Here is a 21,216-nt window from a genome sequence, read left to right as displayed (position 1 = left end):
CCTGGGCCAGCCCGCGGGCACGATGCTGACCCTGTCGCTGGGGCCATTGGATTTTCTGGGGGATTTGTACGTCTTTCTGCAAGACAGCAAAGGCACCTTGTGGTTTTGCAAGCCCAGTACCAGCTGGCGTTGGGCCAGTGTAGGCCAGCCGGGCAGCGGAGGCTTGTCTGTGTCGATGGGCACGCTCAATGCAGGCAGTGATGATGCGTATGTGTTTGGGCTCGACTACACGGGCACCCTGTGGAGCTGCGGCTAGACCCGCACGGTATGTACAGCGCCCGTTGGCTACCTGCGCATAGGTAGCCAACGGGCGCTGTTGATGTTAACGCACGGCCTGCCCCGCCAATCCTAACCCCTGCCCCGCTGCATAGTTGGCCGCCAGCGGCTCAAGGCCGCTATTACCGCGAAAGCTTGTCGCCAAAAGTCACAATGCTACTTTATAAGCTGTACCGCTTGGTAGTTATCCTCTGACTGCCAGTCAACCAGCAGATGGCGCGGGTCGAGGGCGGCTCGGGCGGGCGGGCCAGGTACCGTTACTACTATCGTTTGCGGACCGGATTTGAGCAGGTGCTTTTGCCGGTAAAGCAACTTGCCGAACTCCTGCCCGGCCGCGGCGGGACCAAAGACGCCAACTTCCACCCAGTCCTGGAGCGGCAGCTGCGTTTCGGCGCCGAGGCTATCCACCACCAGCTTCCGGGCCCGCAGCGTGAGCGTCACCTGCCAGCGGCCCCGCTGACCTTGTCTGGCCGTAGCAGTTTCCGTGGCCAGGTCCCAGAACATATTGGCCGCAAACAGGTCGTGCAGCAAGGGGCGGAGTGAGTCCGGGGTGGCCGTCTGGAGCTCCCGATAGAGGTCGAGGGAAGTAGGATGGGGAACGGTACCGGGACGGTGGTGGGCCAGCAGGTTGCGAAGCGCCCCGTTTACCCGGTCCCGGCCCATATACTGGCTCAGGGCGTACAGAGCCAGCGGACCTTTGCGGTAGTGTTGGTACCAGTCATTGGCCTGCAGCAGCGGCAAGGCGGCGCGGGTGCGCGGGGTCTCGTTTTCTTCCCGCAAAAAACGTAGCAGCCGCTCGAGGTGCTCCGGGCCGTACTTGTCTTCCACCATGCCCAGGGCCGAGTACCAGGCCAGGCTTTCAGTAATCAGGCCGGCGCCCTCCACGTAAGCCTGCTTGAGCTGATTGCCCCACCACTGGTGGGCCACCTCGTGCGCCACCACGGCCGTTACCAGGTCAAAGCCCCGCGCATCGGCCTCCGGATTCAGTAGGAAAAAGCCTTCCTCGACCGTAATGTCGATGGGGGCGGCGTGGTGGCCGAAGCCGTAGCCGGGGTGGGCCACAAAGCGAAGCTGACGGTGGGGGTAAGGCCCAAACTGCCGGGAATAATAGTCCAGCGACGCCTGGGCGCTACGAACCATGCGCGCCGGGTTCAGCGTAAGGCCCGGCGGATAAAACACCTGGACGGCTACTGCCGGGCCGCCCGCCGGGTTTCGCCAGCGGCCTTCCTGCACGGCGTAGCGGGCCGAGAAAATGGCGTATTCATTGCGAATGGGCGCGTCCGTGGCGTAGTGGAAGTAGTGGCGGCCGGCGTTGAGCCAGGTCCGGCGCAGGGTACCCGGGGCCACCACCTGCTGGTCGGCATCCGTGCCCACGACGGCCTCAAAGCGGATCTGCTCGGCAAATGGGGCGTAGCGCCGGGCCGCCTCGTCGTAGAGCGAGGGAGTGGCGGGTCGGGCCGGCAGGCCGTGCGCTTTGCGGGCGCCGGCCTCGTCCAGCTCCCGGTAGGGCTGGTAGCCAATGGCGGGCAGCCACTCCATATTCCGGAAGCTGGTGCCGTTGTCCAGGACCAGCGCGTCGGCGCCGCCGTTGGTAAAGCCCCGGGCGTGGTAGGTGACGGCAAAGCGCAGGCGCAGTGAATCGCCGGGCTGCAACGGCCGGCGCAGGGCGTAGATACGGTGGCCCAGCGCTTCGTCAGCGAGGAGCTCCCGGAAAGGCTGGTCGAGGTGCACGGCGGAGGTAGCCACGCCGGCGCCCGTAGCCAGATGGACTGAGTCGATGGGCGCCCGGCCGGGGTTTTTCAGCTGGTAAGTGCCCCGGATGACCACCGTGCGCTGCCGGGGGTAGATTTCCACCCCCAGCCTGACGCCAGTCAGCAGAGGCTGGGGCGCATTCCGGTAGCGGTGGTAGCGTTGCTCATAGCTTGCCCGCTGCGCCGCGGCAGCAGCCCCGCTGACGTAGGGGTTGAGCACGTTGGTGTTGTAGAAAATAAAGCCGCCGAGCAGCACAACGCCGGTGGCCGCTCCCGCCGCTACCCAGCGCACCGCGCCCGTCAAGCGCTGGCGGGCCAGTCGGAGCCGGGCACCAAGCCCCGTTTCTCGGCTCCGCACCCAAAACAACCCCGCCACCCCGGCCAGCAGCAGGGCCCACGCCGCCCAGTAGGCCTTAAACCACAGCCAGGGGGTGAGCGTCGGCCCGAAGCCCGCCATTTCGGTGTAGGTCCAGCCCGGGCTGGCGCCGTAGATGAGCAGCTTGTGCTCAAGGCCCAGAGTCGGCGCAAAGGTGAGGGCGCCGTAAACCAGCAGGGCCACCAGATGCCCCGCAAACTTCTGATTGACCAGCACGTGCACGCTGAGCGCCAGCAGGGCGAAGAGCAGGCAGTCCACGAGCTGCAGCCCAAACAGCACCGGTACGTACAGCCCGATTTCGGCCCGGGCTCCGCCCAAGGAGGCCTGCGCCACCAGCCCGGCCGTCAGGAGCAGAGCCAGCCACCCCACCAGCAGGAGGGCCAGGGCCAGGAACCGACTCAGCAGCAGCACCCATTCCGGTACCGGCGCCGCGTGCACCAGGTCGCCCAGGCCGGCTTCCCGTTCCCGCCACACCAGTTCCCCGGCGTAGAAAACGGTCAGCAACGCAAGGAGCACCCAAAATGAGGCGGGCTCCGTGAGCGGCGCGGTCAGGTAGTCCAGTACAAAGTCGGTGCGGGGCAGCAGGGGCACGCCCCGGCCCTTCAGGTTGCCGCGGATAGTGAGGCCCACCAGCAACGCCAATAAGGTCAGCAGGGGCAGCCCGGCCCGGCTGGTGGCCAGCTGCCGAAAGGCCGTCCAGGTAAGCCGCCGCAGCTGCCGCCAGTGGGTAGTGCGGCCGTATGTGCCCCGGCCTGTCGGCCGCGCACCCACAGCTTCCGGGGACCATCCCGGCCGGGACAGGCCGGGGGCATCCAGCTGGGCGGCGGGCTGGACCTTGCGGGCTGATTCGGGGATGTTGAATTGAAAACGCCAATACGTGAAGGCCAGCAAAGCCAGCGAGAAACCTAGCCACAGCAGGCGGTTGGCGAGAAATGGACCGTCCAACGAGAGTAGGCGCGTGTTCTTTTCCACAGGGCTCCAGTCGGTGGACACATGGTCCAGAACCAGCCCAAAGCTCATTGGGTCGGCCAGGCGGCCCCAGTTCCCGGTCTGCGGCAGCACCGGCCAGATCAGGTAGGCTACCGCAAACAGGGCCGCCCCGGCCAGGTAGCTGCCCAGGGCCCGGCGACTGAGCGTTACCACCGAGAACTGCAGGGCCGAGGCGAAAAAGGCGTTGGGCAGCGCGATAAAGCCAAAGGTGGTCAGGTAGGCCGCGCCCCGGAACGGGCCCAGCAGCTCAGCCTCAACCCCGGTTCCGTACACGGCCAGCAGCAGCCCCGCCGGAATGGCCAGCAGCACGAGCGCGCTCAGGGCAAAGGCGGCCAGAAACCGTCCGCCCAGGTACTGCGCCTTGCTGACCGGCGCGGGGTAGGTGAGCAGGTGCATACGGGTCTGCACGTCCCGGGTGCCCGCCTCGCCCGCCACGGAGGCCCCGATCAGCAGCCACTTCACGCTGCAGATGGCCGTGACGGCTGCCAGCACAATGGGCGCGTTGAGCAGAAAATACCCGTCGCGGGCGTCGGGGAGGTAGTTGCCGACGACGATAAGAAAAGCCAGCGCCAGCAGAACCACGAAATACAGCCCGGTCGTCACCTGGCGGAGCTGGTAGCCGAATTCGAGCGCGAAAATCCGTCGGAGCTTCATCGGGCAGCCTTCTGCGTTTGAGCTAGGTCACCAGTCGGGCCGAAGCAGCCCGCCAGCGCGCTGAAGTACACGTCCTCCAGGTCCGGCGCCACCGGCTCGAAGCCGGGGCCGGGGCTGACCGGGCTGTGCACGTGCACCAGGAGGCGGCCGCTGAGCCGCTTGGCCGAAATAATCCGGTGCTCCGGCGCCAGCGGGGGCAGGGCGGCGGTGGCGGTCAGCTGGCGCCAGATGCGGCCGCGCAGGGAGGTCACTGCCGCCAGCGGCTCGGCTTCCAGCCGAATTTGCCCCTGGTCGATGATGGCCATGTTGGTGCACAGCTCTGCCACGTCCGCCACGATGTGGGTGGAGAGCAGCACCACGCTGGTGTCGCTCAGCTCGCTGAGCAGGTTGAGAAAGCGCACCCGCTCGGCCGGGTCCAGGCCCGCCGTGGGCTCATCGACGATGAGCAGCCGGGGATTGCCCAGCAACGCCACCGCCACGCCGAAGCGCTGCCGCATGCCGCCGGAGTAGCCGCCTAGCTTCTGGTGGCGCTTGTCCCAGAGGTTGGTTTGCCGGAGCAGGGCCTCGGTTACGGCCTGGCGCTCGGTTCGGCTGGTAAGGCCCTTGAGCACCGCGAAGTAGTCGAGCAGCTCCGCGGCGCTGGCCTTGGGGTAGAGCCCAAACTCCTGGGGCAGGTAGCCCAGGGTCTGGCGCAGGGCTTCCTTCTGATGAATCACGTCGATGTCGCCGAGTTGGATGTGCCCCTCGTCCGGCTCCTGAAGCGTGGCCAGGGTGCGCATCAGCGTTGACTTGCCCGCGCCGTTGGGGCCCAGCAGCCCGTACAGGCCCGGCGGCACCCGGAGCGACACCTGGTGCAGGGCCTGCACGCCATTGGCATACCTTTTCGAGACGTTGCGGATGGTCAGCCCAGCCGGATGATTTTCCATTGAATTAGCGTTGCTTGGAGGCATGCTTTGGCGGCCGGGGCCGCGCCGGGACGGGACTTTCCGCCGGTAACCCAAAGCAAGGCCGCCTGGCCGGGCCGGCGAAAACCGATATGCTGAAGCCGGGAAGCAGTCGACCAAGCACCGCGTTGCGGCCGCCACCGCCCCGGCGGGCTGCCGGCCGCCTTTCGTAGAGCAGAATTAGACGCTGGTCGAAGACGCGGGGCAGAGTCGGGCTGCAGCCCCCACCTTTGCGCCATGGAGCGCATCAAAAACATCTTCCGGCTGATTCACCTCGTCGTGTGGATCCTGTTCGGCCTGCTGGTTGCCCTGCAGCTGAGCAGTGAGGGCGACATCCACTGGCTCAGCACCGGGGCGGGATTTATAGCCACCGGCCTCTACGTTTTCTACTGCCATTTTTACCTGCTGACCCACACCGCCGGGCCCGGCAAGCGCCGGCGTTACCTGCTTGGGCTGCTGGCCATTGTGCTGACCGGCCCCGGGCCTTTTCTGCTGCTCTACCACAAACCGCTGGACACGTTTGGGCAGTGGCGGTCCTACTACTGCATGCACCTGATTTCGACGGCTATTTTCCTGGGGCTGAGCTGGCTGGCCCGGGTTACCGAAAATCTGGTGCTCAACACCCTGCGGAAAGAGCAACTGGAAAAGCAGGCGGCCGAGGCGGAGCTGACGTATCTCAAGGCCCAGATCAACCCGCACTTTCTTTTCAACACGCTCAACAACATCCACACGCTGGTGTATAAGCAGGCCCCGGCCGCCCCGGCGGCGGTGCTGCAGCTGGCCTCGCTGATGCGCTACATGATTTATGAGTCGAATGCGGCCACGGTGCCCCTGACCCGGGAGCTGGACTACCTACAGGACTACGTGAACCTGCAGCAGCTGCGCTACAAAAGCAGCCCGGTAGTGGACCTGCGGATAACGGGAGACCCCGCCGCCGGCTATATTGCTCCCCTGCTGTTCGTTCACCTGCTGGAAAATGCCTACAAGCACAGCCCCGCCCGGTTGGCGGCCGGCGACCTGAAAGTCCGCGTGGACCTTCAAGGCAACGTGTTGACGTTCAGCGTGCAGAACCCCATTGGGAACAAGCCGGCAACTCCGTTGGACGAGCCCGGGGGCATCGGCCTGCCCAATGTCCGCAAACGGCTGGCCTTGCTGTACCCGGGGCAGCACACGCTCACGATTCATCCTACCGCCGCCACCTTTACGGCCACGCTTACCGTCCACGGAGTTCAGCCCCCGCCGCATGCAACCACCCCTCACCTGCGCCATCATTGAGGATGAGTACCTGGCCCAGGAAATCCTGGAAGAGTACATCCGCAAAGTGCCGTTTCTGGAATTGAAGGGCATCTACGCCAGTCCGCTCGAGGCCGCCGGCCCGCTGCAGACCGCCCGGCCCGACCTGCTGTTTCTCGATATCAACATGCCGGACCTGGATGGGCTGAGCTTTATTCCGATGCTCAACCCCCGGCCCCTGATTATCCTCACCACCGCCTACGACCAGTACGCGCTGAAGGCCTACGAGCTGGAGGTGCGCGACTATCTGCTCAAGCCCTTCCCATTTGAGCGGTTCTACAAGGCGGTGCTGCGCCTCTACCTGGAGTCGCGCCCCCTCGCCACGCCGGCGGAAAACCCGGCCGCGGCGGTCCGAACGGAGCCCGAGCAGGAGTATATTTTTCTGAAGGTGGGCCACCGCATCCAGAAGATTGCCACCCGCGACATTCTGTTCGTGGAGGGTATGAAAGACTATCTCCGGATTCATACCGCTCAGGAAAAGATTATGACGCTGCTGAGCTTTGCCAAGCTGGAAGAGCTGCTGCCCGCCCGCGAGTTTGCCCGCGTGCACCGCTCGTTTCTGGTCGCCATCGACAAGATTGACCACATCGAGAAAAACCGGATTCAGCTGGCCGACCAGCTCATTCCCATCAGCGACACCTACGCCGAGGGCTTTTACCGGAAGCTGAAGGGGCTGCAGTAGGAAAAGGTCGTCGGAACTATAGGAAAGCTGCCCGGTTCGTTACTGCGCGGCGGGGGGCTGCTGGTCGGCGGTGAAAGCCGTTTCGGGCATGGTGAGCAGCACCGGCAGCACCAGCAGGCCGACCAGCGCAATCATGGCGCCGGGCACGAGCGGCCAGCCCGTGCGGGCGATGAGCAGCTCGGCCACGAAGGGCGTCAGGCCCCCGAATACGGCCGTGGCCGCCGTGGCCCCCAGGGCCAGACCGCTTAGGCGGCCCTCGCCGGGAAACTGCTCGGCAGTGGCCGCGGCCCCCACGGCACTCACGCCCCCGGCCACCGCCGCCAGCACGACGGCACCCACAACGGCCTGCAGGACGCTGCCGCCCCGCATCAGCGAAAACAAGGTGATGGGCAGCAGGGTGCTGGCCCCGGCCAGCGCAGCCAGCACGGGCTTGCGCCCCAACCGGTCGGAAAGCAGCCCGACGAAGGGCGTGACCAGAATAACCACCACCGCGGCAATGGTCGACAGCCCCAGGGCCTCGCCTTCCCCGCGCTGCCCCGTGGTAGCTAAAAAGGTGGGCACGTAGGTGATGCCGACGTAGTAGGTGATGGAGCCCAGGGCAGAAATGGAAAACGTGCGCACAATGGCCGGCCGGTGGTGGCGCAGCGTGTGCCGCAGCGGCGCCGTCGGCACGGTACCCGCTGCCTGCTGCCGCTCGAAGTCCGGCGACTCCTGCATGGTGGAGCGGGCCAGCCAGACGCCGCCGGCCAGCCCCGCGCCCAGCAGGAAGGGCAGGCGCCAGCCCCAGGTGTCCACGCTGGCCGTCGGCAGGCTGTAGACGAGCAGGGCGCACACGCCCACGGCCAGCAGTGCCCCGACCTCACTGGCCGCCGCGGCCAGGGAAGTAACCAGGCCGCGGCGCCCGGGCTGGGCTCCTTCCAGCAGGTAGGCCACCACGCCGGTATACTCACCACCCACCGAGAAGGCCATCAGGCAGCGCAGCACCAGCAGCAGCCACCCGGCCAGGGCCCCAAGCTGGGCGTGGGTGGGCAGCAGGGCCGTGGCCAGCATGGCGCCCGTCATCAGCGCCATCGACAGCAGCATCATCCGTCGTCGGCCGTACCGGTCGCCGATGTGCCCGAAAAACAGCGCGCCCAGGGGCCGCATCAGGTACGATACCGCAAACCCGCCCAGGGCCGTGAGCAGCGAGGCGGCGCCCGGCCCGAAAAACACCCGCGAGAGGACGGTAGCGAAGTACAGGCAGAGCGTGAAGTCGTACCACTCGATGATGGTAGAGCACGCGGCCACCGCGAGGGAGGTGCGGGAGAGGGCCACCCGCGGCGGGGGCTGCTGGATCAGGGAAGGCTGCACGGGCTGGAAAGGTTGATTCTGGAGAAGTAAGTAAGGTACGGCGCCGGCTTGTAGCACGCCGGACGGCTCACTCCAGCCCCAGCCGCCCTGTTCCTGATTTTCGCAGAAGCCAGCTTCGTCTAAGCCGCTACCGCCACGGGCCGGGGCTTGGCCCGCTGGGTAAGCCAGCGGTGAATCGGGTGCTCCACGAGTTTGTAGAGGCCAATGGAAACCAGGTTCATCAGCACAAACTTCACCAGCACGTTGGTGGTCAGGTGGTACTCAATCAAAAAGTTGAGCACGCCCACGTGGGTCAGGTAAAACACGTAGGAGCTTTTGCCCAGCAGCGAAAACAGGTCGGTTTCGAGCAGGCGGCGCACCACGGTCTGCTCGTGAATCAGGCCCCAGAACAGCGCAACGATACCCAGGGGCAGCAGCACGTTGTGCACGAAAATGGCGGAGTAGGTGGTCAGGCCCGGAATGGGGCCGGGGTCGTGGCTGAATTCAAAGGCCGTGAAGGCCAGCATGCACAGCCCCATCCAGGCGCTGCCCAGGTAGGTGGCCCAGCCGGTAGCTACCTGCGGCTTCGGCCGCTTGATAACGTACAGCCCCAGGCCCATGCCGAGCACAAACTCAATGCAACGGCCAAAAAAGGTCCAGTTCAACATGAAGCGCACGGTCTTGAAAAAGCCGTAGAGGTGCTCCGGGGCCAGGGACCCGACGCCCACCAGCGCGAAGCCCGTGGCCAGCAGCCCCAGCGCCCAGAGTGGGAGCAGCTTGGGCTGGCGCATCACGCTCAGCAGCATAAACGGCGCGGCCAGGTAAAAGCATTCTTCCACCGTCAGCGACCAGCCCTGCCCGGCCAGGGTCCAGGTCAGGTTGCTGAAAAAGCCCCGGATAAAGGTCAGGTTCGCAAAAATGGCAATGGCCTTGTCGGTGGGCGAGAAGTACTGCCACACCCGCGACGGGTCGTAGGCCGTGCTGAGCTGACTGGCCACGATGGTGACGACCGTCACCAGAAAGTACATCGGGTAGATGCGGGCCATGCGGTTGCGGGTGTAGCGCACAATCCACTGCCACGACAGGGTGATGTTCTCCGCGTAGCGAAGCGTAATCAGAAAGCCGCTGAGTACGAAGAAGATGGCTACCCCGATGTCGAAGGCAACGAGCAGCCCGTTGCCAGCGCGCTGCAGCGGGGTCAGCGGCTGCGCGTAGTTGATCGGGTTGTGGCAGACAAAGACCATGAAGGCGGCAATGGCCCGCATGCCGGTAAGCGACGGAATGTACTTTTTGGAAGCGGCGGGTAGAAGTTTTTCCACAAAAAAGGGCAAAGCCAGGAGCTGATTGTGAACGGTTTGAAACCGCAAATTACGGCTTTCCCGGCTGGCAAGCGCCGCAAAGTTTGCTCGGCCCACGCCGGGATAGGCAGCCCTTTTGCCATCCGGAAGCAAGCGGGAAGATGCCGGGTGACGGCAGGGCAGTGCGGACCGCCGGCCGTATCTTTGCCCAACACCTAGCGAAATCTGCTGGCGCGTAGGTTTGCGCCCCAGCTCACGCCGCTGTTTTCTTCGCTTTCAACTCTGCCTACCATGACCCGCAAAAATCTGCTGCAATGGCTGCCCCTGGCGTTGTTCGCCCTCGTGATGCTGACCGACCTGCGGCCGCTGGTGCTGGGTACCATGCAGCGCGGCCTGCTGGCCACGGGCCTGTGGAAGGCGGAGGTGCCGGTGAGCCCGCGGGCGCCCATCGTGCCCACCGGTGGGGCCGCCTACCCGCACAGCCTGCCGCTGCTCACGCTGGAGGGCCGGCCAGTAAACCTGAGCGCGCTGAAGGGCAAGGTGGTGTTCGTGAACCTGTGGGCCAGCTGGTGCCCGCCCTGCGTGGCCGAGATGCCGGGGATTTACGCCCTCTACCAGAAGCTGGACCCGGCCAAGGTGGCCTTCGTCATGATTTCGCTCGACCAGAATCCAGCCAAGGCCCGGGCCCTGCTCAAGCGGCGCGGCTACACGTTTCCGGTGTACTTCCCGGCTGGTCCGCTGCCTGCGCCATTCGACTCCAACTCGATTCCCTCCACCGTCATTCTGGGGCCCGACGGGCAGGTAGCCGCCCGCCACGACGGCATGGCCGAATACGACACGCCCGAGTTCAAAGCGGCCCTGGAAAAGCTGGCTGGCCCCAACCGCAACTAGCCGCGTCTTAGGCCGTCGGGCTAGGCAGGAACTGGGCTCGTTTAGGCTTCCAGGCCGCGGCTGATGCCCATTTCCAGGCCGCGCAGCTCGGCCAGACCCCGCAGGCGCCCGATGGCGGAGTAGCCGGGGTTGGTGTGCTTGCGCAGGTCGTCGAGCATCTGGTGGCCGTGGTCGGGGCGCATGGGCAGCCGCACGTGCCGCCGCCGCATGGCCAGCACCAGCTCGCGCATCACGGCGTACATATCCACGTCGCCCTCCAGGTGGTTGGCCTCGTAGAAGTTGCCCGCCGCGTCGCGTTGGGTGCTGCGCAGGTGTACGAAGTGGATCCGGTCGGCAAACCGGCGCACCATTTCCGGCAGGTCGTTGTCGGGGCGCACGCCGAACGAGCCGGTGCAGAAGCAGAGGCCGTTGCTGGGCGAGGGCACGGCGTCAAACAGCGCCTGCACGTCTTCGGCCGTGCTCACCACCCGCGGCAACCCCAGAATCGGGTAAGGCGGGTCGTCGGGGTGCAGGGCCAGGTCGATGCCCACCCGCTCGGCCACGGGCACCATCTCGCGCAGAAACAAAATCAGGTTTTCCCGCAGCCGGGCCGCGTCGATGTGCCGGTAAGCGTCTAGGGCCCGCTGAAACTGGGTTAGCGTGAAGCTTTCCTCCGAGCCGGGCAGGCCGGCAATGATGTTGCGCTGCAGCAACGCCCGCTCGGCTTCGCTCATGCCCTCCAGGCGCTGCCGGGCCTGGGTCAGCTCGGCCTCGGTGTACTCCGCGGCGGCGCCGGGGCGCTGGAGCAGCAGGGCGTCGAAGGCCACGAAGGCCGCCTTTTCGAAGCGCAGAGCCCGGGAACCGTCTTCCACTTCGTAGGCCAGGTCGGTGCGGGTCCAGTCGAGCACCGGCATGAAGTTGTAGGTGACCGTGTAGATGCCGCAGGCGGCCAGGTTGCGCAACGACTCCTGGTAGTTGGTGATGTGGCGCTGGAACTCGCCGGTGCGGGTTTTGATGCTTTCCGACACGGGCACACTTTCCACCACGCTCCAGCGCAGGCCCGCGGCCGCCACCTCGGCCTGCCGCCGCCGGATTTCGGCCTGGGACCAGATCTGGCCGTTGGGAACGTGGTGCAGGGCCGATACCACATCGGTGGCGCCGGCCTGGCGGATGTCGGCCAGGCTCACCGGGTCGGTAGGACCATACCAGCGCCAGCTTTGAATCAGGGACATAGGAAACAGGAGTTGTGCGTTCAGAGAAACAGTCGGCGCAGGAAAGGGCCTCTACACGCCGCTGTAGGCGTTGAAGCCGCCGTCGACCATCACCGTTTCGCCGTTGACGAAGCGGGAGGCGTTGCTGAGCAGGTAAATCAGGGTGCCGGTCAGCTCCTCGGGCTCGCCGAAGCGCTGGAAGGGGGTATGGGCAATGAACTTGCGGGCCCGGTCGGTGTGGGTGCCGTCGGCGGCAATGAGCAGGTCGTGGTTTTGCTCGGTCAGGAACACGCCGGGGGCCATGGCATTGATGCGCAGCCCGCCGCCGTAGCGCAGCCCAAGCTCCACGGCCATCCACTGGGTGTAGGCCTCAATGGCTTTCTTGGCCAGCGTGTAACCCATCACCCGGGTCAGGGGCCGCTGGGCCGTGATGGAGGAGATGTTGACAATGGAGCCCCGGCCCTGGGCGGCCATCACGCGGCCAAACACGGTGGTCGGAATCACGGTGCCAAACAGGTTCAAATCCACGGCCCGGCGGGTGTCCTCGATGCCGACGTCGAACAAGTCCTGGTCGGGGCCCACGGTGGCCCGGGGCATGTTGCCGCCGGCGGCATTCACCAGCCCGTCGATGGTGCCCCAGGCGGCCAGAATCGTGTCGCGGGCGGCTTCCATCTGGGCCTGGTCGAGCACGTCGGCCAAGATTACCAGGGCCTCGCCACCCGCGGCCCGGATGGCGGCGGCCCGGGCTTCGGCCCGTTCGGCGTTGCGGCCCAGAATGGCCACCTTGGCGCCCGCTTCGGCCACGGCCAGCGAGAGGGCCGCGCCCAGCACGCCGGTGGCTCCGGTGATGACGACAACTTTATTTTCCAACGAAAACTGACGCAGAGAAGGCATAGGAAGAAGGGTAACGAAACGAAAGGCCCGGGGCGGCTGCTTACGAAGCTAAGCCCGGGCGGGGCGGAAAACGGAAAAAGCGGGCGCGCAGAAAAGGCTAGGGGCGCAGCTCCACGGTACCCTCGAGGCGGATGTCGTCGGAGGCGCTGCCCACCATTAGGGTAAAGGCGCCGGGCTCGGCCACCCACTGCAGCTGCTGGTTGTAGAAGGCCAGCTGGTCGGGGCCCACGGTGAAGGTCACGGTCTGGCTTTCGCCGGGCTTGAGGTACACCTTGCGAAAGGCCTTGAGCTCTTTCAGGGGCCGCACCACCGACGCCACCGGGTCGCGCAGGTAGAGCTGGGCCACTTCCTCGCCGGCCACTTTGCCGGTGTTGGTGAGCGTAAACTGCACCTGGGTCGACTCGCCGGCTTGCAGCTGGGCGCGACTGATGCGGAGGTCAGAGTAACGGAAGCTGGTGTAGCTCAGGCCGTAGCCGAAGGCGTAGCGCGGGGTGTTGGGCGCGTCGATATAGGCCGACTTGTAGCGGATGTCGCCGGGCTTGGTGACGGGCCGGCCGGTGTTGTACACTTGGTAGCTGAGCGGAATCTGGCCCACGCTGCGCGGAAACGTGATGGGCAGCTTGCCGGCGGGGTTGTAGTCGCCGTAGAGCACGTCGGCCAGGGCCGCGCCGCCTTCCGAACCCGGCCACCAGGCGTAGAGAATGGCCGGGGCCTGGTCGGCAATGTCGTTGAAAATCAGGGGGCGGCCGCCAAACACGACCACGGCCACGGGCTTGCCGGTGGCCTGCAGGGCCCGAAACAGCTCTTCCTGCACGCCGGGCAGGTGCAGGTCGGTGCGCGACTTGGCTTCCCCGCTCATGTCCCAGGATTCGCCCACGGCCAGCACCACCACGTCCGCATTATTGGCCGCGGCCACGGCCTGCTCGAAGCCGGCGCGGGAGGTGCCGCTGATGTCGCAGCCCCGGGCGTAGAGCAGGCGGGTGGTTTTGCCGGCGCGCTGGCTCAAGCCCTCGTAGAGCGAGGTAATGCGGGTAGTGTCCTGGGAGTCCACGGTCCAGCTGCCGTTCAGGTCGCGCTTGGCCTTGGCCAGGGGCCCGATCAGGGCCACCGTGCGCAGCTGCTTGGTCAGGGGCAGGGTAGCGTTGTCGTTTTTGAGCAGCACCATCGACTTGCGGGCCATCTGCCGGGCCGCGGCGCGGTTTTGCGGGTCGCTAAGAACGCGCTTTTCCCGCTTGGCATCCGAGAACTTGTAGGGGTCGTCGAAGAGGCCGAGCTCGAACTTCTTGCGCAGAATGCGGCGCACCGCGTCGTCGAGCAGGTCGGGGCTGACCTTGCCGTCTTTCACGAGCTGGGCCAGCTGATGGCGGTAGGCGTCGCTTTCCATGTCCATGTCGCTGCCGGCCGTGATGGCCATTTGCGCCGCGTCGGCCGCGTTTTGGGCGTAGCCCCAGGGCACCATCTCCCCAATCGAGCCCCAGTCCGACACCACGAAGCCCGGGTAGTTCCACTGGCCTTTCAGGATGTCGCGCTGCAGGTAGCGGTGGCCGGTGGCCGGAATGCCGTTGAGGGTGTTAAACGAGTTCATGAACGTGGCCACGCCGGCGTCAGCGGCCGCCTTGAAAGGCGGCAGGTAGGTTTGCCAGAGCTGCTGGGGGCTCAGGTCCACGGCGTTGTAGTCGCGGCCGGCGGTGGCGGCCCCGTAGGCCGCAAAGTGCTTGGCGCAGGCCATGATGGCGTCGGTGCCGCCGAGCTTCTCGCCCTGGAAGCCCAGCACCCGGGCGCGGGCAATTTCGGCGCCGAGGTAGGCGTCTTCGCCGGCGCCTTCCATCACCCGGCCCCAGCGCGGGTCGCGGCCCACGTCGACCATGGGCGCAAAAGTCCAGTGAATGCCCGAGGCCGCGGCTTCGCGGGCCGCCACGTGGGCCCCGAGCCGGATGGCGTCCAGGTCCCAGGAGGCGGCTTCGGCCAGCGGAATCGGGAACACGGTCTGGTAGCCGTGAATCACGTCCAGGCTGAAGAGCAGCGGGATTTTGAGCCTCGACTTCAGTGCCTCGGCCTGGATGGCCCGGGTGTCGGCCACGCCTTTTACGTTGAGCACGGAGCCCACCTGCCCGCTGCTGATGCTGCTGAGCAAGCTGGTTTTGCGGTTGCTGGCCGGGCCCGTCAGCTCGCGCCCTGAGTACTGATTGAGCTGGCCGACTTTCTCCTCCAGCGTCATTTGCTGCAGCAGGGCCGTCACCCGCGGCTCGACGGGCAGCTGCTGGGCGGCCAGCAGCAGGGGCGGACTCAGCAGGAAAGCGGAAACAAGAAGGCGTCTATACAGCACGGGCAAAAAGTTATTCGGGAGAAAGGAAGGAAACGGGGCGCTATTGCAGCCCTTCCACGATGCCGTCGTAGGCGGGCTTGCGGGCATAGCTGTCGTCGAAGGGCAGGGGCCACTCGGGGCAGGCGCAGTCGGCGCGCTTCCAGGTGTCGGCATCGGCCACGTTCCAGGTGGTGAGGCCGTAACGCTGGGCGGGCGGCAGGGCCTTGTAGGTCTGCACCAGGGCTTTGTACTTCACTTTCTGGGCTGCTGCCAGCGCCGGGGTAAAGGTGGCGCCGGCACTCCGGCCGGGGTTCATGGAAATGTCGAGCTCGGCTACGTGCACCCGCAGGCCGGTGGCCGCGGCGGCGCTGATGGCGCTGGCAATCCGGGCGTCGGAAATGTTGCTGCTCGTGTGCAGTTGCAGGCCGATGCCGTCGATGGGAATGCCGCGGGCTTTGAGGTCGTTGACCAGCTTGAGAATGCCGTTGCGGCGGGCGTCGCTGTACTCGTGACCGTAATCGTTGTAAAACAGCAGGGCGGCGGGGTCGGCGGCGTGAGCATACTGAAAGGCGCGGTCAATGTACCGGTCGCCCAGGTGCTGCCGCCACAGGTTGGCCGAGCGCAGGTTGCCGGCGTCGTCGATGGCCTCATTGACCACGTCCCAGCCCTGGACCTGGCCCTTAAAATGCGTCACTACGGTCTGAATGTGGGTGCGCATCAGGTTTTCCCAGGCGGCCGAGTCGCCCTGAAAGTTGGTCACCCAGCCGGGCAGCGAGTTGTACCAGAGCAGGGTGTGGCCGTGCACGCGCAGGTTGTGCTGGCGGGCAAAGCTGACCAGGTAGTCGGCGTCGGTCCAGTTGTAGGTGGTGGCGCCGGGGTGCAGGGCCCCAAACTTCATGGCGTTTTCGGCCGTGATGCTGCTGTACTCCGTGGTCATCACCTGGCGGTAAGCGGCGTTGTTTTGCAGCAGGCTCACGCTCACGGCCGCGCCCACCGGAAACGGGGCCAGCTCGCGCAGGCTGCCCGGCGCCTGGGACTGGGGCCCGGCCGCCGCCGATTCCTTCGAGCCGCACTGCCCCAGCAGCAAGCCCAGGGCGCCAAGAAAAAGAAGGGGTTTCACGGGTAAAAACAAGGCAAAGGGTGGGACAAAACGGGCGGCGGCGGCGGATAGCCTCAGGGTTTGGCCGGGCGCTGGTCGAAGTAGTCGGCCAGGCGGTACATCTGCTGGTTCAGCTCGCGCATCTTCTCGAGCAGGGGCTGGTAGGGCTCCAGGGTGTTGTCGACGATACCCTTGTTGGCGTTGGTATTGGACGGTTCAGCCCCGACCAGGGTCGGGTCGTTGTCTTGGTACTTAAACCAGTGCCAGCCCACGCAATTCTTCGATTCGAGCAGGCCCAGGGTGAAATTCTGGTAGAACAGCCCCCGGTCGGCCTGGGTGCGAACCACCCAGCCCGCGCCGGCGGTGTTGGCCAGCCCCGGCGCGTCCTCGCCCTTCACGTACCACTCCGTCACGATAAAGGGCTTGCCGGCCAGCGCCGCCCAGTCGGCCACCCACTTTTTCTCCGGCGTCCAGTTGTTGTAGTAGTTGATGCTCACCGCGTCCAGGTACTTGCCCGCCGTGCGCAGCAGCTCGGGGTAGTAGCGCTGGGCCCCGTGAAAGCGGCAGCCCAGGTACATGTGGTTGGGGTCGTACTTTTTAATGGCCCGGGCCACGATGCTAAAGTACCGGTCGGCGGCGTAGGCCAGAAAGTCCTGGCGGTGCTGGTCGGTGATGGTTTCGAGGGTGATGCCGCGCTCATCGGCCCACTGCTTCGCCGCCCGGTAGCCGGGCTCGGTCACGGGCAGCTTGAGGTAGCCGTCGAGGTTTTTGCGCAGCAGGGGCATCTCGTTGTCGGAGAAGTAGCCGAACAGGTTCGGGTCCTTCTTGTACTGGCTGAGTTGCTTAGCGTGCTTTTCGGCAAACTCCTCGAAACCGGGGTCGAAAACGAAAATTACGTCATTGGGGTAGCCCTTGTGGCCGGGCTGCACGAAGGTGCCGCCGCGCTGGTCGCCGTACTTGCTCATGAAGTCCAGGTTCATGGTGTAGGCCAGGGGCTTATCGGCCTTGTCGTTTTCGGCCCGGATTTCCTTGGTCGCCGACCACGCCCCGGTCCCGTTGAAGCCGTTTTCGAGCAGGAATTTGCGGGTGGCGGCCATCCAGCCGGCCCGGTCGCCGTACTTGTCGGCTACCGCCTTTTGGGTGCGCGCCGAGTTGCCGGGCTGCACGTCGTTGGGGGCGTTGTGCAGGAAGTAGTAGCCCGCCGGGTCCACGGCCCACCAGCGCCCGGCTATTTTCTCGACGTGGAAGTAGCCCGTGGCCTTGGTGCGCTGGTCGAGGCGGCCGCCGTACTTGCTCAGCGGAGTCGGGCCCGGCACGAAGCCCCGCAGCTGGGCGATGGTGCGGGTGGGGTAGGCCTTGTACTCCGAAAAGCCCGCCTTGCCGTCGATGGTGGAGTTGTTGATGGTCTTCTTGGCTTCCACGCGCAGGGTGTACTCGGTGGTATCCTGCTGGGCCTGGACGGCGGGAGCCAGCAGGAGCATGGCGGTGGCGAGTAGTGCGGTTTTGCTTCCACGTAGTGCGTCATGCTGAGCGAAGCGGAGCGGAGCCGAAGCATCTCTACCGCTTCGTTGAGCTACCGTTGCAATGAAGCGGTAGAGATGCTTCGGCAAGCTCAGCATGACGTTCTGTTGTATCGTTTCCATGCGCATCGTCTATTTTCCGTCGTATTGCTGGGCCATCCGGCGGTAGTAGTCCTGGAGCACGTAGTAGGCTTTCTTTTTCACCCCGGTGCTCGAAATCAGGCCTTTGCGGTTGAAGCCGTTCTGGTACACCGGGTGCTGGCGGCGGGTGGCGCGGAAGTCGGCCAGAATCCAGGGCGTCATGCCGCGCAGGCCCTCAATGGCGCCGAGCATCTTGAGCTGGTTCTGGTACAACGACTCCTGGTATTCCTCGCTCCAGCGGGTTTCGGCGTCGCCGTGGTAGCCGGCCAGGGCGTCGCCGCCAAACTCGCTGATGACCACGGGTTTATTGTACTTGATGTCGAACGTGTACTGGCTGATGCCGCTCGGGCTGCCGCCCCAGTACCAGCCGGCGTACTCGTTGAAGCTGGTCAAATCCAGCTCGGCGCCCAGCGGGTCGTCCACGGTCACCTTGAACCCGTCGCGGTGCAGCTCCAGGGCGGCGGCCAGCAGGCGGGTGTCGTCGAGGGCGCGGGCCTTGCGCACGAGGCTGGTCATGAACTTCAGGCGGGCCTCGCCGGGCGGGGTTTCGTTGCCCACGCTCCACACCACGATGCTGGCCCGGTTTTTCCCCAGCGCAATCAAGTCCGAGAGCTGGGTTTCGGCATTCTGGTAGGTGGCCGGATTTTCCCAGGCAATGGTCCAATACACAGGCACCTCGGCCCAGACCAGCAAACCCATTTCGTCGGCCAGGCGGAGCATGGTTTCATTGTGGGGGTAGTGGGCTAGGCGCACGTAGTTGCAGCCCAGCTCCTTGGCCCAGGTCAGCAGCATGCGCAAATCACCCTCGCCCCGGGCCCGGCCCGGAATCAGCGGGTTCTCGTCGTGCACGCTGATGCCGCGCAGGTAGATGCTGCGGCCGTTGAGCAGAATGTCCTGCCCCCGGGTCTGGATGGTGCGGAAGCCGATGCGGTCCTGCACCGCGTCGGCGCCGCTGCTCAGGCTGACGGCGTAGAGCTTGGGGCTTTGCGGCGACCAGAGTCGGAGCTTTTTAGCCGGCAGCGTAAACGTGGCCCGGCCCTCGGCGTCTGTTTTGAGGGTGTGCTTCAGGCCCGCTTCCGGAATGCTGAGCATTACCGATTGGCCGGCTTTGGTTGCGCCGCTGAGCTGGACGTAGCCCGTGAGTTTGGCGGCGTCGTGGGGCGCGAGCTGCACCTTGTAGTCGGTGATAAACGTGGCCGGGGTTTCGGCAATAAATACGTCCCGGGTGATGCCGCCGTAGTTCCACCAGTCGGTGTTGATGGTGGGCACCGCGTCGGGGTGACGGGTGTTGTCGGCCTTCACCACCACGAAGTTGTCGCCGCCGGTGCTGAGCAGGTCGGTGATGTCGTACTGAATCGGGGTGAAGCCACCCTGGTGCCGGCCGAGCTTTTTGCCGTTGAGGTAGATGTGGCTTTCGTAGTTGATAGCCCCGAAATACAGAAAGTAGCGCTGGCCGGGCCGGGGCAGCAGGCGGAAGCTTTTCTTAAACCAGATGGTGCCTTCGTAGTAGAGCAGCTTGGGGTCCTGGGAGTTCCAGTCGCCGGGAATCTGCATGGCCGGCGACTTGTCGAAGTCGTACTCAATCAGCTCGGGCTCCTGGCTGGAGCTGGGCTTCTGGTTGTCGTAGTAGCCGCCCCGGCCCGATTTGGACTGGTCGAAAGCCTCGCGGCGGTAGTCGTAAAAGCCGTTTTCGTAGGGGTCGATGATGTAGTTCCAGCTGCCGTTGAGGCTCAGCACCCGGCGGCCGGCCGCGTTTTGCAGCAGTGCCGACTGGGCGCAGGCCGGGCGGACGCCAAACGTGCCGACGAGCAGCAGGGCCGCCGTGAGCAGCTTCAGCAGAATTCGGGTATGCATCAGTGGTGAAATAGTGAGGTGGTGAACTTGTGAACTGGTGAAGCTGGGAAGGGGGGAGTTGTCGTTTCGCTGGCGCCAGCGGCGCAGCTCGGGCATTGCAGTGCCGCCCGAACGACAACTCCCTATTTCGCCATTGCACCTTCTCACCGTTAGTTATAGCCCGGGTTCTGGGTCAGAATCGGGTTGGTCTGGATTTCCTGGACCGGAATGGGGAAGAGCAGGTCGTTTTGGTCGATGCGGACGCTGGAGCCGGTGCGGGTGAAGAAGGCGTTCATCACCGTGATGGCGCGGTTGGTGCGCACAAGGTCGAACCAGCGGTGGCCCTCGAAATTCAGCTCCAGGCGACGCTCCAGCTCGAGGCGGGTGCGCAGGGTTTCGGCGGTGGTGCTGGCCGGCAGGTCCACGGTGGCGTTGGCCGTGGCCACGGGCAGCCCCCGGGAGCGGCGAATCACCTGGTTGACGGCCGTCAGGGCCAAGCTGTTGGGGCCGGTGGCTTCATTCACGGCCTCGGCGTACATGAGCAGCAGGTCGGCGTGGCGCAGCACAATCCAGTCGTTTTCGGCGTCGGTGGCGCTGGTCGGCGTGTCGATGTACTTCTTGGTGTAGTAGCCCAGGGTGGTGGCGGCGCCGGCGGGCAGCACGTAGGAAGTGGCCGCGCGCACATCGGTGGTGCCGCTGGCGGTGAAGGCCGCAATCAGATCGGGGTCCACGGTGTTGAACTGCTGACCCGTGAAAGAAGCCCCCAGCAGGCTCGTCGACTGGGCCGTGGTGTAGGCGGGCATAAACCACGTGGTGAAGGCGCTGCCCAGGCCCAGGGTACCCTTGGTGTAGCGGGCCGCGAAGATGATTTCACTGTTCATCTCGTTGTTAGTGGCAAACACGTTGGCGTACGTGGCCTGCAGGGCGTAGGTCGAGCCCGTGGCCAGGGGCTGGAGCTTGTCGGCGGCGGCCTGGTACTTCTTCTGAGTCAGCAGCACCTTGCCCAGCAGGGTGGTGGCGGCGCCCTTGGTCGCGCGGCCCAGGTTGGTGCCGGTCTGCGCTACGGGCAGGTTCTTTTCGGCAAAGTCCAGGTCGTCCTCAATCTGCTTGTAGACTTCCGCCACCGGCCGGCGGCCGAACGGATAGGCGTCCTGAATGCTTGGCAGCTCCTGGGTGACCAGCGGCACGTCGCCCCAGATGCGCACGGCGTTGAAGTAAGCCAGGGCCCGGATAAAGCGCACCTCGCCGTAGTAGCGGTTGCGGGTCGCGTCGGTGAGCTTGACGCCCCCGGCCCGGCTCAGAATCAGGTTGCAGCGGGCAATGCAGCGGTAGGTCGAGAGCCAGTAGCTCTGGATGTTGGGGTTGTCGCTGAACAGGGAGAAGTCGTTGAACTCGTTGAGCCGCTCCCCCGACGTGACGGTGTAGCTGTTGTCGGACGGGATTTCGCCGAAGATGAAGATGCCCCGGGGCCCGCCCGCGCGGCCGTACAGGTCCTGGAGGGAGGAGTAGGCCGCCGTCACGCCGTTGAAGATGCTCAGCGAGTCGGTGTAGCTGTCGGCCGTCGGGATGCGGGTGGGGTCGTTGAGCTCAATGAACTCCTTTTGGCAAGAGCTGGTGCCCAGGGCGCCCAGGCCCAGAATGGCGGCCAAACCAGCGCCGGAAACGATATTTTTAAAGTCGAACGTCATGGTGGGAGGGGGTAGTGAGTTGCCAGTTACGAGTTGCCGGTTGCCTGCTTGTTCGGGCGGGA

General features: G+C 65.4%; 15 protein-coding genes. 4 read left to right on the top strand and 11 right to left on the bottom strand.

All coding sequences use genetic code 11. From position 1 onward, the window contains the following. The coding region (locus EWM57_RS16560; RefSeq protein WP_207218339.1) for a hypothetical protein at positions 1 to 256 on the top strand (256 nt) is incomplete at its 5' end. Between the two features lie 176 nt (positions 257 to 432). On the opposite strand, the gene EWM57_RS16555 is transcribed toward EWM57_RS16560, so the two are convergent. Together EWM57_RS16555 and EWM57_RS16550 are read right to left on the bottom strand one after the other, a co-directional pair. After that, positions 433 to 4,047 carry an ABC transporter permease/M1 family aminopeptidase gene (locus tag EWM57_RS16555; protein ID WP_129922273.1) on the bottom strand — a complete coding sequence of 1,205 codons (3,615 nt, stop codon included), beginning with the start codon at positions 4,045 to 4,047 and terminating at the stop codon, positions 433 to 435. Further along, positions 4,044 to 4,973 carry an ABC transporter ATP-binding protein gene (locus EWM57_RS16550; protein WP_129922272.1) on the bottom strand — a complete coding sequence of 310 codons (930 nt, stop codon included), beginning with the start codon at positions 4,971 to 4,973 and terminating at the stop codon, positions 4,044 to 4,046. The genes EWM57_RS16555 and EWM57_RS16550 overlap by 4 nt, the downstream gene beginning before the upstream one ends. 255 nt (positions 4,974 to 5,228) lie before the next feature. Here EWM57_RS16550 and EWM57_RS16545 point away from each other — a divergent pair, with 255 nt between their 5' ends. Together EWM57_RS16545 and EWM57_RS16540 are read left to right on the top strand one after the other, a co-directional pair. Then, a complete protein-coding gene (locus EWM57_RS16545; protein WP_129922271.1) occupies positions 5,229 to 6,266 on the top strand; it encodes a sensor histidine kinase in 1,038 nt (345 codons plus the stop codon). Beyond that, positions 6,235 to 6,966 (top strand): LytR/AlgR family response regulator transcription factor, encoded by a 732-nt coding sequence (locus EWM57_RS16540; RefSeq protein ID WP_129922270.1) that lies wholly within the window; start codon positions 6,235 to 6,237, stop codon positions 6,964 to 6,966. The genes EWM57_RS16545 and EWM57_RS16540 overlap by 32 nt, the downstream gene beginning before the upstream one ends. Positions 6,967 to 7,005: 39 nt before the next feature. On the opposite strand, the gene EWM57_RS16535 is transcribed toward EWM57_RS16540, so the two are convergent. Further along, entirely contained in the window at positions 7,006 to 8,316 is a 1,311-nt protein-coding gene (locus tag EWM57_RS16535; RefSeq protein ID WP_207218338.1) for an MFS transporter, read from the bottom strand. A 119-nt stretch (positions 8,317 to 8,435) separates the two neighbouring features. After that, positions 8,436 to 9,614 (bottom strand): acyltransferase family protein, encoded by a 1,179-nt coding sequence (locus tag EWM57_RS16530; RefSeq protein WP_129922269.1) that lies wholly within the window; start codon positions 9,612 to 9,614, stop codon positions 8,436 to 8,438. Positions 9,615 to 9,884: 270 nt separating this feature from the next. On the opposite strand from EWM57_RS16530, the gene EWM57_RS16525 reads away from it, so the two are divergent. Beyond that, positions 9,885 to 10,484, top strand: a complete 600-nt coding sequence (locus EWM57_RS16525; RefSeq protein WP_242510110.1) for a TlpA family protein disulfide reductase — start codon at positions 9,885 to 9,887, stop codon at positions 10,482 to 10,484. A 41-nt stretch (positions 10,485 to 10,525) separates the two neighbouring features. Here the strand turns inward: EWM57_RS16525 and uxuA are convergent, their stop codons facing one another. The 7 genes from uxuA to EWM57_RS16490 form a co-directional block, all read right to left on the bottom strand. Beyond that, complete coding sequence (uxuA, locus tag EWM57_RS16520) at positions 10,526 to 11,695, bottom strand: mannonate dehydratase (RefSeq protein ID WP_129922268.1); 1,170 nt, start codon at positions 11,693 to 11,695, stop codon at positions 10,526 to 10,528. Between the two features lie 51 nt (positions 11,696 to 11,746). Continuing rightward, entirely contained in the window at positions 11,747 to 12,568 is an 822-nt protein-coding gene (locus tag EWM57_RS16515) for an SDR family oxidoreductase (protein ID WP_129922267.1), read from the bottom strand. A 97-nt stretch (positions 12,569 to 12,665) separates the two neighbouring features. Further along, a complete protein-coding gene (bglX, locus tag EWM57_RS16510) occupies positions 12,666 to 14,894 on the bottom strand; it encodes a beta-glucosidase BglX (protein WP_207218337.1) in 2,229 nt (742 codons plus the stop codon). 40 nt (positions 14,895 to 14,934) lie between these two features. Beyond that, positions 14,935 to 15,993 carry an endo-1,4-beta-xylanase gene (locus EWM57_RS16505; protein WP_165370548.1) on the bottom strand — a complete coding sequence of 353 codons (1,059 nt, stop codon included), beginning with the start codon at positions 15,991 to 15,993 and terminating at the stop codon, positions 14,935 to 14,937. 53 nt (positions 15,994 to 16,046) lie between these two features. Next, positions 16,047 to 17,453 carry an agarase gene (locus EWM57_RS16500; protein WP_129922264.1) on the bottom strand — a complete coding sequence of 469 codons (1,407 nt, stop codon included), beginning with the start codon at positions 17,451 to 17,453 and terminating at the stop codon, positions 16,047 to 16,049. 171 nt (positions 17,454 to 17,624) lie between these two features. Then, entirely contained in the window at positions 17,625 to 19,487 is a 1,863-nt protein-coding gene (locus EWM57_RS16495) for a glycoside hydrolase family 2 protein (RefSeq protein ID WP_129922263.1), read from the bottom strand. Positions 19,488 to 19,636: 149 nt separating this feature from the next. Further along, positions 19,637 to 21,154, bottom strand: coding sequence for a RagB/SusD family nutrient uptake outer membrane protein (locus tag EWM57_RS16490; RefSeq protein WP_129922262.1), 1,518 nt, complete (start codon positions 21,152 to 21,154; stop codon positions 19,637 to 19,639). Positions 21,155 to 21,216 lie beyond the last annotated feature (62 nt).

The sequence above is a fragment of the Hymenobacter persicinus genome, assembly GCF_004167665.1.
GTDB lineage: Bacteria > Bacteroidota > Bacteroidia > Cytophagales > Hymenobacteraceae > Hymenobacter > Hymenobacter persicinus.
Note: the sequence above shows the minus strand (reverse complement) of the source record. Positions and strands in the feature narration are given on the sequence as shown.